General features: G+C 69.5%; 12 protein-coding genes. 5 read left to right on the top strand and 7 right to left on the bottom strand.

All coding sequences use genetic code 11. The features are described 5' to 3' along the window. Nucleotides 1-927: VWA domain-containing protein (locus tag AB0N06_RS22810; RefSeq protein WP_366136523.1), on the top strand; the 927-nt coding region annotated here is incomplete at its 5' end. On the opposite strand, the gene AB0N06_RS22805 is transcribed toward AB0N06_RS22810, so the two are convergent. Continuing rightward, nucleotides 861-2084, bottom strand: coding sequence for a HAMP domain-containing sensor histidine kinase (locus AB0N06_RS22805; protein ID WP_366136522.1), 1224 nt, complete (start codon nucleotides 2082-2084; stop codon nucleotides 861-863). The genes AB0N06_RS22810 and AB0N06_RS22805 overlap by 67 nt on opposite strands. After that, nucleotides 2081-2734: a response regulator transcription factor gene (locus AB0N06_RS22800; RefSeq protein ID WP_366136545.1), complete on the bottom strand. Its 654-nt coding sequence runs from the start codon at nucleotides 2732-2734 to the stop codon at nucleotides 2081-2083. The genes AB0N06_RS22805 and AB0N06_RS22800 overlap by 4 nt, the downstream gene beginning before the upstream one ends. Nucleotides 2735-2881: 147 nt before the next feature. On the opposite strand from AB0N06_RS22800, the gene metG reads away from it, so the two are divergent. After that, nucleotides 2882-4486, top strand: coding sequence for a methionine--tRNA ligase (metG, locus tag AB0N06_RS22795; protein WP_366136521.1), 1605 nt, complete (start codon nucleotides 2882-2884; stop codon nucleotides 4484-4486). Nucleotides 4487-4565: 79 nt separating this feature from the next. Here the strand turns inward: metG and AB0N06_RS22790 are convergent, their stop codons facing one another. Both AB0N06_RS22790 and aspS read right to left on the bottom strand, forming a co-directional pair. Beyond that, nucleotides 4566-5369 carry a L,D-transpeptidase family protein gene (locus AB0N06_RS22790; protein WP_366136520.1) on the bottom strand — a complete coding sequence of 268 codons (804 nt, stop codon included), beginning with the start codon at nucleotides 5367-5369 and terminating at the stop codon, nucleotides 4566-4568. A gap of 345 nt (nucleotides 5370-5714) precedes the next feature. Beyond that, the gene (gene aspS, locus AB0N06_RS22785; RefSeq protein ID WP_366136519.1) at nucleotides 5715-7499 is read right to left on the bottom strand and encodes an aspartate--tRNA ligase; all 1785 of its coding nucleotides are present in this window, start codon (nucleotides 7497-7499) and stop codon (nucleotides 5715-5717) included. A 182-nt stretch (nucleotides 7500-7681) separates the two neighbouring features. Here aspS and AB0N06_RS22780 point away from each other — a divergent pair, with 182 nt between their 5' ends. Further along, on the top strand, nucleotides 7682-9787 hold the full coding sequence (locus tag AB0N06_RS22780) for a SpoIIE family protein phosphatase (protein ID WP_366136518.1): 2106 nt from the start codon (nucleotides 7682-7684) through the stop codon (nucleotides 9785-9787). A gap of 35 nt (nucleotides 9788-9822) precedes the next feature. On the opposite strand, the gene AB0N06_RS22775 is transcribed toward AB0N06_RS22780, so the two are convergent. The 3 genes from AB0N06_RS22775 to AB0N06_RS22765 all read right to left on the bottom strand — a co-directional run bounded on the left by AB0N06_RS22775 (nucleotide 9823) and on the right by AB0N06_RS22765 (nucleotide 12709). Next, nucleotides 9823-10923: an AI-2E family transporter gene (locus AB0N06_RS22775; protein WP_366136517.1), complete on the bottom strand. Its 1101-nt coding sequence runs from the start codon at nucleotides 10921-10923 to the stop codon at nucleotides 9823-9825. Between the two features lie 86 nt (nucleotides 10924-11009). Beyond that, on the bottom strand, nucleotides 11010-11972 hold the full coding sequence (locus AB0N06_RS22770; protein WP_366136516.1) for a pirin family protein: 963 nt from the start codon (nucleotides 11970-11972) through the stop codon (nucleotides 11010-11012). A 296-nt stretch (nucleotides 11973-12268) separates the two neighbouring features. Beyond that, complete coding sequence (locus tag AB0N06_RS22765; protein ID WP_037701899.1) at nucleotides 12269-12709, bottom strand: SseB family protein; 441 nt, start codon at nucleotides 12707-12709, stop codon at nucleotides 12269-12271. Nucleotides 12710-12881: 172 nt separating this feature from the next. Between AB0N06_RS22765 and AB0N06_RS22760 the strand changes: the two genes are divergently transcribed. After that, a complete protein-coding gene (locus tag AB0N06_RS22760) occupies nucleotides 12882-14708 on the top strand; it encodes an acyl-CoA dehydrogenase (RefSeq protein ID WP_366136515.1) in 1827 nt (608 codons plus the stop codon). 314 nt (nucleotides 14709-15022) lie between these two features. Further along, entirely contained in the window at nucleotides 15023-15646 is a 624-nt protein-coding gene (locus AB0N06_RS22755) for a Uma2 family endonuclease (RefSeq protein WP_366136514.1), read from the top strand. The last annotated feature ends 100 nt before the right edge of the window (nucleotides 15647-15746 follow it).

The following is a 15746-nucleotide window of genomic DNA, read 5'->3' as shown; positions in this document are numbered from 1 at the left end:
GCCCCCGCGCCGGAGGCCCCCGTCGAAGCCGAACCGGTCGCGCCGGAGACCCCGGCCGAACCGAAGACGGTCGTCGCCGTGGCCGAGGCCGAGCCAAAGACGCCGGCCGAGAGCGAGCCGACCGCTCCGGCCTCCGCACCCGAGCCCGCACCGGTCGCCGCCGCCGTCGACCCCGCTCCCGCACCGGAACCCGCCGCAGAGGCGCCCGTCACCGACGTGCCCTCCGAGGCCCCCGCACCCGCCCTGCCTCTCGCCCAGGTCGCGTCCAGTGCGCCTGCGCTCGCCGAGCCGTACAAGGCTGCCCAGGCCGCACTGGAGGCGCACGGCCTGACCGGGCTCCGCGCCACCGTCTACCTGGTACTCGACCGTTCCGGCTCCATGCGGCCGTTCTACAAGGACGGCAGTGCCCAGCACCTGGGCGACCGCACGCTCGCCCTCGCCGCGCACCTGGACGAGACCGCGACCGTGCCCGTCGTCTTCTTCTCGACCGACATCGACGGCACCGGCACGGTCGACCTCACCGCTCACGAGGGCCGGATCGACGAGCTGCACGCGGGGCTCGGCCGTCTGGGCCGTACGAGCTACCACCGTGCCGTCGAGGAGGTCGTCGCGCACTACGAGAAGTCGGAGGCCACCGGTCCCGCCCTGGTGATCTTCCAGACGGACGGCCCGCCGGACACCAAGCAGCCCGCCAAGCAGGCGCTCGTCGAGGCGGCGCGGCTGCCGCTGTTCTTCCAGTTCGTCGCGTTCGGCGAGGAGGACGCGAAGGGCTTCGAGTTCCTGCGGAAGCTGGACGCCCCGAACGCCGCGTTCTTCCACGCGGGCCCCGCCCCGCGCGAGGTGCCGGACGCCACGCTCTATCAGGAGCTTCTCGCCGCGCTCCCCGCCTGGCTCGCCACCCGCGAGACCGCCCCCGACAAGGGCTGACCCGGCAGGTCGACCGGCAGACGTACGGTCACGGCGAGCCCGCCCCCGGGGCGCGGCACCGCCGTGACCGTACCGCCGTGCGCCACCGCTATGGACCGCACGATCGAAAGACCGAGTCCGGAGCCCGCCCCCATCCGGTCCCGGCCCTCGCCCCGCCGGAACGGCTCGAAGAGCCCCGGGATGTCCGCATCCGCCACCAGCGGCCCGGTGTTGCACACCTCCAGAACCGGCTCATCGGCCCCGCCCCCTGCGACGGACACCTCCACCGTCCCGTCGGGCACGTTGTACGTCACCGCGTTGGCCAGCAGGTTCGCCACCAGCTGGGCCAGCAGCAGCCGGTTCCCCCGTGTCCCGCACGGCTGCGCCGAGACCCGCACACCCGGGTACCGGGCCGCCTCCTCCGCCACCACCTGTGCGAGATCGACCGCGTCCCGCTCGCCCGCCGCGAGCCCCCGCTCGCTGCGCGCCAGCACCAGCAGCCCCTCGATGAGCCGCTCGCTGCGCCGGTTGTTGTCGAGGAGCGTCTCCCTGATCCGCACGAGATCCTCAGGCGTCGGGTCGTCCAGTCCGATCTGGATCGCGGCCCGCTGGGTGGCCAGCGGTGTCCGCAGCTCGTGCGAGGCGTTGGCGATGAACCGCCGCTGGCTGTCGAACGCCTTCTGCAGCCGGGCCAGCAGCGCGTCCAGCGTGTCACCGAGCTCCTTCAGCTCGTCGTCGGGTCCGTTCGAAGCGATCCGTTCGTGCAGCGTGTGCTCGGAGAGGCGGCGCGCCTTCGCGGTCATCGCGTGGACGGGCCGCAGTACCCGCCCCGCGGTCCACCAGCCCACCCCGACGGCGCACGCCGTCATCACGAGCAGCGCGGCCGCGGACCAGATCAGCAGCTGGTGGCCGGCCGCGTCGCTGACATGGTCGGTGAGGTCGTAGACGGTGGGCGGGCCGAGGCTGCGCCGGGTGATGAGCGGACCGTTCACCGCGTAGCCCGGCTGGATGACAGCGGCGGTGGCGGCGATCGCGCGGGCCTGCGAGTCCGTACCGGCGCGGGAGGCAAGGTTGACGGTGGTGAGCAGCACGGTCCCGAGGACCAGGAACACCCCGCCGTACACGAGCGCGATCCGCGTCCGGATCGTGGCGTGCCGGACGGCCGACGGGAGTTTCACAGGGCGTACCCCACACCCTGCACCGTACGGATCAGGGCGGGTTCCCCGAGCTTCCCGCGCAGCTTGCTCATGCAGACGCGGACGGCGCCGGTGAACGGGTCGGCGTTGGCGTCCCAGGCACGCTCCAGCAGCTCCTCCGCGCTGACCGTCCCACCGTCCGCCTCCAGCAGCAGCTGTAGGACGCTGAACTCCTTCGGCGAGAGGTCCAGCTCCCGGCCGTCGCGGGACGCGGTGCGCCGTACGGAGTCGAGCCGGACGCCGTGCCGCTGCAGCTGCGGCGGCACGGGCCGGGCGCTGCGCCGCCGCAGCGCCCGTACCCGTGACACCAGCTCCGGGAACTCGAACGGCTTGCCCAGATAGTCGTCGGCGCCGAGGTCGAGACCCGAGACGCGGTCTTCCATGGAACCGGCAGCCGTGAGCATCAGGATCCGGGTGCGCGAGCCGGAGGCGACGAGTCCGCGCGCCACGTCGTCGCCGTGCACCCGTGGCAGATCGCGGTCGAGGACGACGACGTCGTAGTCGTGGAGCCCCAGGTAGGCGACGGCCGCGTCGCCGCTGTAGACCGTGTCGACGGCGAACCCCGCCCGCCGCAGACCGGTGGCGACGAGCTCCGCCAGGATCTCCTCGTCCTCGGCGACCAGTACCCGCATCGTGATGTCCCCTGCCTCGTGCATGCCTGTCCGCTCCCTCCCAGGATGGGCCATTGCTACCGGAAGGCATGTTTCGCAAAGGTCTCCACGGCCGGGCGACGTTTATCGGTGTGAGTGGATCACCCACAGGCCGTTAGGATTTCGACCATGGCGGCCACTGGATCCGAGAAGCAGGGGGCGAAGGCGTACTACGTCTCGACCCCCATTTACTACGTCAACGACGCTCCTCACCTGGGCCACGCCTACACGACCGTCGCAGGCGACGTGCTCACCCGCTGGCACCGCCAGCGCGGCGAGAAGGTGTGGTACCTCACCGGCACGGACGAGCACGGTCAGAAGATCATGCGCACTGCCGAGGCGAACAACGTCACTCCGCAGGAGTGGTGCGACAAGCTCGTCGAGGAGGCCTGGAAGCCCCTCTGGGAGCACCTGAACATCGCGAACGACGACTTCATCCGCACGACGGAGAAGCGGCACACGGACCGTGTGCAGGAGTTCGTGCAGGACCTGTACGACAAGGGCGAGATCTACAAGGGCGGGTACGAAGGCCCGTACTGCGTGGGCTGCGAGGAGTACAAGCTCCCCGGCGACCTCATCGAGGCGGAGGACGGCACGAAGCTGTGCGCCGTCCACAAGAAGCCGGTGGAGATCCTCAAGGAGGAGAACTACTTCTTCAAGCTGAGCGCGTACGGCCCGAAGCTGCTGGAGTTCTACGCGAACAACCCCGGCTTCATCCAGCCCGAGTCTGCCCGCAACGAGGTCGTGAACTTCGTCCGGCAGGGCCTGCAGGACCTGTCGATCTCGCGCTCCACGTTCGACTGGGGCGTCCCGGTGCCGTGGGACGAGAAGCACGTCATCTACGTGTGGGTCGACGCGCTGCTCAACTACGCGACGGCGGTCGGCTACGGCGCCAACCAGGAGAAGTTCGACGGGACTTTCCCGGCCGATGTGCACCTGATCGGCAAGGACATCCTGCGATTCCACTCGGTCATCTGGCCCGCGATGCTGATGGCCCAGGGCCTGCCGCTGCCCGGCAAGGTCGTCGCCAACGGCTGGCTGATGGTCGGCGGCGAGAAGATGTCGAAGTCGAACCTGACCGGCATCAAGCCGCAGGACCTGACCTCGCACTTCGGTGTGGACGCGTACCGCTGGTACTTCCTGCGGGCGATCGCGTACGGCAATGACGGCTCGTTCTCCTGGGAGGACTTCACCGCCCGCTACACCTCCGAGCTCGCCAACGACTACGGCAACCTCGCCTCGCGCGTCGCCGCCATGGTCGGCAAGTACTTCGGCGGGTCGCTCCCGGAGGCCACGGCCGCCGGTGAGGCCGAGAAGGCAGTCCAGGAGGGTCTTGCGAAGGCCGTCGCCACGGCCGACCGGAAGATCGGCGAGGAGGTGGACTTCCAGGCCGGCATCCTGGCGATCTTCGACTTCGTGAAGCAGGTCAACGGCTACATCACGGAGCAGGAGCCCTGGAAGGTCGCCAAGGACGAGTCCCCCGAGGGCCGGGCCCGCCTCGCGACGATTCTGTACACGGCCGCCGAGGCGCTGCGCGGTGTCGCGGTCCTGCTGAACGCGGTGATGCCGGAGACCTCGCAGAAGCTGTGGGACTCCCTCGGCGCCGAGGCGTCCCTGGGCGCCCTGCCCGATCAGCTCGTGCAGGAGGCGGGCAACTGGGGTCAGCTGCCGGCGGGCGCGACGGTGACGAAGGGTGCAGTGCTGTTCCCGCGCCTGGAGGAGAAGCCCGCGTAGTTCTCGCGACGCAGAAGAGGGGCCCGGACCGGTGACGGTGCGGGCCCCTCGCGTATGCGGGCTCCTCGGGTGCCCGATGTCATCCGCGGGCCAGGGCCGCGGCGTCACCCATGACGACCACCGGCATCTTTGCCGGGTCGAGGGCGCGCAGCAGTTCCCTCATCCGGCCCCTGGGGAGCGAGATGCAGCCCTGGGTCGGTCCGCCGTGGTCGACATGGAGCCAGATGCCGCCGCCCCGCTCCTCGCCGAGCGGACGGGTCGGGTCCAGCGGAGAGGCCCCGGGGATGCGGTTGTAGTCGATGGCGATGACGTAGTCGAAGGACCCCTCCAGAGAGTCCCCGTGAAACCCTTCGCCGCTGACGTTGAAGAGCGGGTTCTGCTCGTACGGGAACGCGGTGCCCGGTGCGGCGCGCCGACCGCCCGCGGCCGTCAGCCCGTAGACCCCGATGGGGGTCCGGAGGTCACCCGCCCGGTGCTCGGCGGTCCAGCCCTTCAGGGCGTTGTGGGCGGGCCACGGGCCCATGACCGGCTGCCAGCCCACCATGGGGTCCTCACGGGTGTAGAGGACGGCGGTGGCCAGACTGGAGTCGGGTGAGTCCCCGGTGACGACCAGCGCCTGCCGGGAATCGGCCGGGATCGCCGCCCTGATCCCCGGCCCCAGCAACTGGATCTCTCGAGGACGTGCGGGGGCGGCCGGTCCACGGGCGCCGGCGATCGCCGCCGCACTGGAGGTACCGGCGGGTGCGGGGGCGTGGGAGCCGCCGCTGGGGACAGTGGCGGGTGCGGTGCCTGAGGCACCGCACCCGGTCAGCACGAGGAACAGTGCGGCGCAGACGGCGTACGGCGGACGTCTGGACCTGCGACGTGACACGCGTTCGGGCACGAGGGCTCTCCTAGGGATCGGTGTCGAAGGCGGCGGAGGCGAGTCCCCGCGCCAAGTCCCCGAGCCAGTCTTTGCCGACTCCACTCCCGACTAATCAGACAAAGCGGCCATCCGGCCGCATCCGATCGGCTTCTCTTTGCCGCTGCGGGCGTGTCCCGCTGTTCAGCTGTCGGCGCGCAGGCAGGAAAAAGCCCGGAACCGTGCCCCGCCGAGACGGGTCCGGGCCCTGCCACTTGGCGGAGGACCGGAGGGCCGACCAGGAGCAGAACGCGGCACAGCCCCCGGCCGACGGCCGGGGGCTGTTTCACGTGGAACGGAAGCGGACCTCGACGGTCCGGGACCGGTCTACTTCTCGGTCTTGTCCTTCGCCGCCGCGACCGGCTTGCGAAGCTGGATGTTCAGCTCACGCAGACGACCCTCGTCCAGCTGGGTGGGCGCGCCCATCATCAGGTCCTGCGCGTTGCCGTTGAGCGGGAAGGCGATCGTCTCGCGGATGTTCGGCTCGTCGGCCAGCAGCATCACGATGCGGTCGACGCCGGGGGCGATGCCACCGTGCGGCGGGGCGCCGAGACGAAACGCGCGGAGCATGCCCGCGAACTCCTGCTCGACGGTCTCGCGGTCGTAACCGGCGATCTCGAACGCCTTGAGCATCAGCTCGGGCTCGTGGTTACGGATGGCGCCGGAGGACAGCTCGATGCCGTTGCAGACGATGTCGTACTGCCAGGCGAGGATGTCCAGCGGGTCCTTCGTCTCCAGGTCCTCCAGGCCGCCCTGGGGCATCGAGAAGGGGTTGTGCGAGAAGTCGATCCTGCCGGTCTCCTCGTCCTTCTCGTACATCGGGAAGTCGACGATCCAGCAGAACCGGAAGACGCCCTCCTCGAAGTGGCCGGCGCGCTTGGCGGCCTCGACCCGGACGGCCGACATGATCTTGGAGACCTCGTCGAACTCCCCGGCGCCGAAGAAGACGGCATGGCCCGGGACGAGCGACAGACGCTCGGTGAGGGTCTTGATGTCCGACTCGGTGAGGAACTTGGCGATCGGACCGGCAAGGGTGCCGTCCTCGCCGACGCGGACCCAGGCGAGACCCTTGGCGCCGTGCTCGACGGCGTACTCACCCAGACCGTCGAAGAACTTACGGGACTGGCCCGCGGTGTCCGGCACCGGAAGGGCGCGGACGTGCTTGCCGGCGAACGCCTTGAACTCCGAGTCCGCGAAGACATCGGAGATGTCGACGAGCTCCAGCTTGGCGCGCAGGTCCGGCTTGTCGTTGCCGTACTTCAGCATCGACTCGCGGAACGGGATCCGCGGGAACGGCGACGTGACGTGGCGGCCGTTGCCGAACTCCTCGAAGAGATCGGTCATCAGCTTCTCGATCGGCCGGAAGACGTCCTCCTGCTCGACGAACGACATCTCGACGTCGAGCTGGTAGAACTCGCCGGGGGAGCGGTCGGCGCGGGCGTCCTCGTCGCGGAAGCACGGCGCGATCTGGAAGTAGCGGTCGAAGCCGGAGATCATCAGCAGCTGCTTGAACTGCTGCGGAGCCTGCGGCAGCGCGTAGAACTTGCCGGGGTTCAGCCGGGACGGGACGACGAAGTCACGGGCGCCCTCCGGGGAGGTCGCGGTGAGGATCGGGGTCGCCATCTCGTTGAAGCCGAGGGTCACCATCTTCGAACGGATCGAGGCGATGACGGCGGAGCGCAGCATGATGTTGCGGTGCATGCGCTCGCGGCGCAGGTCGAGGAAGCGGTACTCCAGGCGCCGCTCCTCGTTGACCCCGTCCTCGGTGTTGATCGTGAAGGGCAGCGGGGCGGCCTCGCCGAGCACCTCGACCTCGGCGACCTCGATCTCGATCTCGCCGGTCGGGAGCTCCGGGTTGACGTTGTCGGCACCGCGCGCGGAGACCTTGCCGTCGATCCGGACGACGGTCTCCTTGGTGAGCTTCGACAGGGCTTCGTTGCCGGGCGTGCCGGGGCGGGCGACGAGCTGCACCAGACCGTAGTGGTCGCGCAGATCGATGAAGAGGATGCCGCCCAGGTCTCGACGATTGTGCAGCCAGCCGCTCAGCCGGACGTCGGTGCCGACGTCAGAGGCGCGGAGCTCGCCGCAGGTGTGGGACCTGTACCGATGCATCGTCGTTCATCCAGTCTTCGCGGTTTGGTGGATTCAGCCTCCCCAGGCTACCGCCCACGCCCGCACCACTTCATTGCCATAACCCCAGGCAAGATCATCCGGCGCGGTCGGGGCGCTCCTCGGGAGCCCGTCGGCGGCCTCCTCGGTGGCATCAGCCGCACACATCTTCCTAAAGTAGGGCAATGCGCACCGAGGACGTCCTGGCCGCGACGGCGACCGGCCTGTGGCGCTGGGACAACGGAGCCGGGACCGTCACGCTCGATGCGGAGGCGGCCCGGCTGCTGGAGCTGCCCGCCGAAGCCGGTGTCTTCCGGGAGGCCGCGGTGCGCGCGCGTTTCCATCCGGTCGACTGGAACGAGATCAACGGTGTGGTGAACCTCGCGGTCGCCGAAGGCACCCTGGCCGAGGCACGGCTGCGGATCGTGGACGACCGCGGGCGGGTGCTCCGTACCGTACGCACCCGTTCCAAACCACTGCCGACGGGCAGCGACGACTACGTGCTGGTCGGCACGCTCCAGGAGGTCGCCGAACCGCAGCCGGGAACCACCGGCGCGCACACCCCCATCACCGGGGACTGGCGCCGCTCCCGGGAGGCGTTCCTCCTGGACGCGGGGCGGGCACTGGCCGAGGCCCGGTCGACCGCCGAGGTGCTGCGGGTCGCCGCGTCGCTCTCCATGCCCGGGTTCTCGCCGGACGGGCTGGCCGTCTTCGGTGTCGCGGGCGACCGCCTGACGATCATCGGGCACCACGGGCACACCGTGGGCGACGAGGACCCGTTCACCGACATGACGCTGGAGACGGACTATCCGGCCGCAGAGGTCGTACGGACCGGGCGGGCGATCTATCTCCCGTCGCCGGAGGAGTACCGCCGCCGCTTCCCGGCCACCTGGCCGCTCGCCGGCCGCTTCGGACGCCGCTCCTGGGCCTTTCTCCCGCTGATCGTGTCGGGCCGCACGATGGGCGCCTGGATGGCGGGGTTCCGGCACCCGGTGGCGTTCTCGCCGGACGAGCGATCCGTGCTGACGACCGTCGCCAGGATGCTCGCCCAGGCCCTGGCACGGGCCGGGGTGGCCGAGACCGAGCGGGAGCTCTCGCAGGGGCTCCAGCGGTCGATGATGCCGTCCCTGGGCCCCGACATCCCCGGCATGACGGTCGCCGCCCGGTACGTGCCGACCGGCGGCGGACTCCAGGTGGGCGGCGACTGGTACGACATGATCCCGCTCCCCAACGGCCGTATCGCCCTGGTCATCGGCGACGTCCAGGGCCATGACGTGCGGGCGGCCGGGCTGATGGGGCAGCTGCGGATCGCTCTGCGCGCGTACGCCTCCGAAGGGCACCGCCCGGACGCGGTGCTCTCCCGCGCCTCCCGGTTCCTCTCCGGGCTCACCGACGCGTACGACGACGGGGAGGAGACCGGGCCCCGCTTCGCGACGTGCCTGTACGCGGAGGCCGACCCCGAGACCGGCACGCTCGACATCGCCCGGGCCGGACACCCCGACCCGGTGGTGATCAGCGCAGACGGGACCGCGGTGATCCGGCGGACCGGCGGCGGGCTGCCGCTCGGCATCGAGACGGACGCCGACTATCCGACGACTCAGATCGTCCTGGAGACCGGCGAGACGATCATGTTGTGCACGGACGGGCTGATCGAGACCGGCGGCCACGACATGGCGACCGGCTGGGTGCGACTCCGGCCGGTCCTGGAGGAGCAGACCGGCGACCTGGAGAAGCTCGCCGACGCGCTGGTACAGGCGGTGCACGGGCCGGGCTCGCACTACACGACCGGTCCGTTCGCCGACCGCCGCGAGGACGACATCGCGGTGCTGCTGCTGCGGCGCGAGTCGGGTGCCCCGAGGCAGGCGGCGCCGCGCCGCACCGCACTGACCATCGCGCAGGCCGAGCCCGAGCGGATCGCGGCGGCCCGGCAGCAGCTGCGCGAGCTGCTGCACGACTGGGCGGACCCGGAGCAGGTCGATGCCGCGGTCCTGATGATCTCCGAGATGGCGACCAACGTGCTCCTCCACACGGACGGGGACGCGCTGATGGTCGCCGAGGCGACCGGAGAACGGGGGGAGCGGCGGCTGCGCGTGGAGGTGGCGGACGGCAGCGACGAGCTGCCGCACAAGCGGCAGCCCGGCGAGATGGCGTCCAGTGGGCGGGGGCTGGTGCTGATGGAGATGCTGGCCGACGCGTGGGGGGTGGATCCGCAGGGCGCCGGGAAGTCGATCTGGTTCGAGTTGTCCGAGTCCGGCGAGCCGGTGGAGGCGGCCGGGGCAGACGGGGCATAGGGGGTTCCGGGTGCGGCCGGGCGCTGTTCCCGCCCTCAGCCGTCGGAGGCGTTCGGCGGGGCGGATGGGCTCGGTGGGGTGGATGGCGGTTCGTCCTGGGCGTGGCGTGTGCGGAGTTCGCCGAGGACGCCGAACGCCGCCGCGCACGCCGGTACCGCCAGCAGCATGCCCAGCACGCCCGCCACACTCGCGCCCGCGGTCAGCGCGATCATGATCATGGCTGGGTGCATCTGGACCGTACGGCTCTGGATCACCGGCTGCAGCACGTGCCCCTCCAGCACCTGTACCGCGAGCACCACCCCGAGCGCCCAGAGCGCGATCACGAGCCCCCGGTCGACGAGCGCCACCAGAACGGCGACGGCACCCGAGATGAACGCCCCGAGATACGGGATGTACGCGCCGGCGAAGACCAGCGCCCCCAGCCCCACCGCCCCGGGCACCCGCAGGATCAGCAGACCTAGGGTGATGCAGAGGGCATCGATCAGCGCGATGAGCGTCGTGCCCCGCATGAAGCCCTCGACCGCTTCGAACGCCCGCCGCCCCATCGCCTCGACCAGGTCACCGGTGCCGCGCGGGGCGACGGAGTGCGCGAGTTTCACGGCCCGGTCGGAGTCGCGCAGGAAGAAGAAGGTGAGCAGCAGGGCGAGGACGCCGGTCGCGATCAGCGAGCCGACCAGGCTGATCCCGGTGAGCAGTCCGCCCGCGGCGCTCGCGCCGAATTTCTCGACGAGCTTCCGCGCGTTGGCGACGAGGTTGTTCACATTGGTGTTCCGGGCGACGCCGAAATGGTCGATGACCCACTGCCCGGCGTCCTTCAGTGACCGGATGATCTGGTCGCCGGTGTCGATGAACGCGGTGACGACGATGTACCCGGCGCCGCCGGCGAACGCGACGAGCAGCGCGCAGGTGAGCCCGGCGGCCACCGACCGGTTCACCCCTCGGGTGACCAGCCAGCGGTAGACGGGGCCGAGCAGCGCCGTACCGAGCAGGGCGAGCAGCACCGGGGTGACGGCCGTCTTGAGGACGACGCACAGCCAGATGGCGACTGCGGCAACACCGGTGACCAGCAGAAGTACGGCGCACCAGGCAGCTGTTCGCCACGCGATGTCGGGCAGGAGGGGTTTCCGGGTATCCACCCTCCCACCCGATCACGACGCGGGAGCCATGTCCCGCTTGTACGACCGAACGGGTGACGGGCCGTCAGGCCGACCCGTCACGCAGGTCACTCACCCATGCCGTGGACTGCGGGCACGGTGCCGAGGCGGCCGGCCTGGAAGTCCTCGAAGGCCTGCTTCAGTTCGGCCTGGCTGTTCATGACGAACGGCCCGTAGTGCGCCATCGGCTCCCGGATGGGGCGGCCGCCGAGGAGGACGACCTCCAGGTCCGGGGTGTGGCCGTCCTGCTTCTCGTCCGCGCGGACGGTCAGCGAGGAGCCTGCGCCGAAGACGGCGGTCTGCCCCATGTGGACGGGACGGCGCTCCTGGCCGACCGTGCCGCGACCGGCCAGCACGTACGCGAGTCCGTTGAAGTCCTCGCGCCACGGCAGGGTCACCTCGGCGCCCGGACGCACGGTGGCGTGGATCATCGTGATCGGGGTGTGGGTGACCCCCGGACCCTCGTGCCCGTCAAGCTCACCGGCGATGACGCGGAGCAGCGCGCCGCCGTCCGGGGAGGCGAGGAGCTGGACCTGGCCGCCACGGATGTCCTGGTAGCGGGGGGCCATCATCTTGTCGGCCTTGGGCAGGTTCACCCAGAGCTGCAGCCCGTGGAAGAGGCCGCCCGACATGACGAGGGACTCCGGCGGCGCCTCGATGTGGAGGAGGCCGGATCCGGCCGTCATCCACTGGGTGTCACCGTTCTGGATCGTGCCGCCGCCACCGTTGCTGTCCTGGTGGACGAAGGTTCCGTCGATCAGGTACGTCACGGTCTCGAAGCCGCGGTGCGGGTGCCACGGGGTGCCCTTCGGCTCTCCGGGCTGATACTCCACCTCACCCATCTGATCCATCATGATGAACGGGTCGAGGTACTTGTAGTTGATCCCGGCGAACGCGCGGCGAACCGGGAAGCCTTCTCCCTCGAATCCGCTCGGCGCCGTCGTGACGGTGAGCACGGGACGGGCCGTGGCGTCGCCCGAGGCGGCGACCTTGGGCAGGGTCAGCGGGTTTTCGACGGTCACTGCGGGCATGGGGAGCCACCTCCGGGATTGTCCTGGCTTCAATTTAGTTGAACAGTGAACATCCTGCAAGGGCTCCGGCATTCCCGCGCCGCCGCAGCCACTCCCCGGACAACGAGAAGGGGTCCGTACCCGACAGGTACGGACCCCTTCTCGGAGGTCAGGAATCACACGTCTGCGAGGCAGTGACACCCGGCGCCGCGACCGGCAGCGTCTGCCCCATGAGGAGCGTCATGCGGTGCGTGTGCACGCACCCGACGCCGCCCGGCCCGCTCCACGGGCGGACGACGCCACTTTCGAAACACGTCCTAGCCGTACATGCGACGCATCGCGAAATCGACCATCTGCTCCACAGCCTTGGCGTCGAAGACCATGCGGTGCTCGCCCTCCATGTCGAGGACGAAGCCGTAGCCGGTCGGCAGCAGATCGATCACCTCGGCGCCGGTGATCACGAAGTACTTGGACTCCTTGCCCGCGTACAGCCGGAGTTCCTTGAGCGTGGTGAACATGGGGATCACCGGCTGCTGGGTGTTGTGCAGGGCAAGGAAGCCGGGGTTGTCGCCGCGCGGGCAGTAGACCTTCGACGACGCGAAGATCTGCTGGAAGTCCTCGGCGGACAGAGAACCCGTGGTGAAGGCCCGTACCGCATCACCGAGGGAGGGCGGCGAGGGCTCGGGATACAGCGGCTGCTCGCCGTAGCCGCCACCCATCTGCTGCTGTGCGCCCTGGTTCTGGTCGTAGCCGTACATGCCGCAAAGAGTAATCGGCCACATCGGGCCCTTGAGGGGTTGCGTCTTATTACTGACGGGTAGCATCATCGGTGAGGTCAGCTGATATACGCACCGCCAGCTCGTCGCCCGCCCGGCCCTCACCCCTCCCCGGGGCGCTGTGCGCCACTGCTATTGATTACGGAGCCTTCCCATGGGGCACTACAAGTCGAATCTCCGCGACATCGAGTTCAACCTCTTCGAGGTCCTCGGGCGCGACAAGCTGTACGGCACCGGACCGTTCGCGGAGATGGACGTCGAGACTGCGAAGAGCATCCTCGACGAGGTCAACCGCCTCGCCGAGAACGAGCTCGCCGACTCGTTCGCCGACGCCGACCGCAACCCGCCGGTCTTCGACCCGGAGACCAACACCGCACCGGTCCCGGCCTCCTTCAAGAGCTCCTACCAGGCCTTCATGGACTCCGAGTACTGGCGCCTGGGTCTGCCCGAGGAGATCGGCGGCACCACCTCGCCGCGCTCCCTGATCTGGTCTTACGCGGAGCTGCTCCTCGGCTCGAACCCGGCCGTGTGGATGTACTCCTCCGGCCCGGCGTTCGCCGGAATCCTCTTCGACGAGGGCAACGAGGCGCAGAAGAAGATCGCCGAGATCGCCGTCGAGAAGCAGTGGGGCTCGACGATGGTGCTGACCGAGCCGGACGCCGGTTCGGACGTCGGCGCCGGCCGCACGAAGGCCGTCGAGCAGGAGGACGGCTCCTGGCACATCGAGGGTGTGAAGCGCTTCATCACCTCGGGCGAGCACGACATGTCCGAGAACATCATTCACTACGTGCTGGCCCGCCCCGAGGGCGCAGGCCCTGGCACGAAGGGCCTGTCGCTCTTCATGGTCCCGAAGTTCCACTTCGACTGGACCACCGGCGAGTTGGGCGAGCGCAACGGCGTGTACGCGACGAACGTCGAGCACAAGATGGGCCTCAAGGCGTCCAACACATGCGAGATGACGTTCGGCGACCAGCACCCTGCCAAGGGCTGGCTGATCGGTGACAAGCACGACGGCATCCGCCAGATGTTCCGCATCATCGAGTTCGCCCGGATGATGGTCGGCACGAAGGCCATCGCCACCCTCTCGACGGGCTACCTGAACGCGCTGGAGTACGCCAAGGAGCGCGTCCAGGGCACCGACCTGGCGAACTTCATGGACAAGACCGCGCCCAAGGTCACCATCACGCACCACCCCGACGTGCGCCGTTCGCTGATGACGCAGAAGGCGTACGCGGAGGGCATGCGCTCCCTCGTGCTGTACACCGCCTCCGTCCAGGACGCGATCCAGGAGAAGGAGGCCGCGGGCGAGGACGCCAAGGCGCTGCACGGCCTCAACGACCTGCTGCTCCCGATCGTGAAGGGCTACGGCTCCGAGAAGTCGTACGAGCAGCTGGCGCAGTCGCTCCAGACGTTCGGCGGCTCCGGGTACCTCCAGGAGTACCCGATCGAGCAGTACATCCGTGACGCCAAGATCGACACGCTGTACGAGGGCACGACGGCGATCCAGGGCCAGGACTTCTTCTTCCGGAAGATCGTCCGCGACCAGGGCGCCTCGCTCAATGCCCTCTCCGAGGAGATCAAGAAGTTCCTCGCGGGCGCCCAGGGCAACGAGGAACTGTCCGGTGCGCTGGACTCGCTCGCCAAGGCGGCCGTGGACCTGGAGGCGATCGTCGGCACGATGATCACCGACCTCACGGCGACCGGCGAGGACGTCAAGAACATCTACAAGGTGGGCCTCAACACCACCCGCCTGCTGATGGCCTCCGGCGATGTCGTCGTCGGCTACCTGCTGCTCAAGGGCGCGGCCGTGGCGGCCGAGAAGCTGCCGACCGCCTCCGCGAAGGATGTCGCCTTCTACCAGGGCAAGATCGCCGCCGCGAAGTTCTTCGCCGCGAACGTCCTGCCGGGCGTCTCCGCCGAGCGCGCGCTCGCCGAGTCCGTCGACAACTCGCTGATGGAGCTGGACGAGGCCGCGTTCTAGTGCCGTGACCGGCAATATTTGCCCCGCGAGGAGCGTCGTCCAGTGCGTGCGGTCGCAAGGCGGCCGGAAGTCCTTGGATGGGGTCTCCCCTGCTCGAACGAAGCTGAGAGCTTGGGGAAGGAGCTACCAGGGCTTTTGGCCAACGCGGCGAGCGGGCGTGCCGGCCGCCGCGACGGGGCAAAGCTTGCCGGGAGGGGCACTAGTTCCCACCCCGCTCACGATCGTCAACACGCGCCGTCACCCGGACACGCTTTCGGGTGGCGGTGCTGTCGTATCAGCTGGGTACGCTGAGTGCACGGCCGAGAATCCCGTCCATGGGAGGAACCATGACCGCCGAGGCACTGCCCGAGGCGTCGCAGCCGCGGCGCGACGATTCCACATGGCCGGTCCCGCCGCCGGACGGTTATACCGTGGACGACCTGTTCACTCTTCACGACCTCCCGCCGCACACAGAGCTGATCGACGGGAGTCTGGTCTTCGTGACTCCGCGGCGGAAGTTCCACACGCTGGCGATGTATCTGCTGGAACAGGGGCTGCGCAGCCACGTTCCAGGGGATCTGCGTGTCCGCCGCGAAATGGCCGTCGTCCTCGGCAAGCGAAACGCCCCGGAACCCGACCTCGTCGTGGTCACGGCCGAAGCAGACGGGGACCAGCGCCAGACCCGCTACCAGGCCTCCGACGTCCTGCTCGCCGTCGAGGTCGTCTCCCCCGACTCCGAGGCCAGGGACCGTGACACCAAGCCGCACAAGTACGCGGGAGCGGGCATCCCGAACTTCTGGCTCGTCGAGATGGCCGCGAACGACCGGCCCGTGGTCTGGACGTATCAGCTGGACCCGGTCAACAAGACGTACGTCTCCACTGGCGTCCACCACGACCGGCTCAAGCTCTCCGCCCCGTACGACATCGACATCGACCTGACCGCCATCGACAAGCTGTAGACCGGGTCTCCCTCGACAGCCCCTGTCCTCCTCTCTGAGCAAGCCGCTCGCCCGCGGGGCGACGGTGAATCCGGCCGGTCCGGCCTCGTTACAGTGAGGA

The sequence above is a fragment of the Streptomyces sp. NPDC051020 genome (genome assembly GCF_040683105.1).
Lineage (GTDB): Bacteria > Actinomycetota > Actinomycetes > Streptomycetales > Streptomycetaceae > Streptomyces.
The sequence above is the reverse complement of the archived record's forward strand: the minus strand, read 5'-3'. Positions and strand labels throughout refer to the sequence as shown.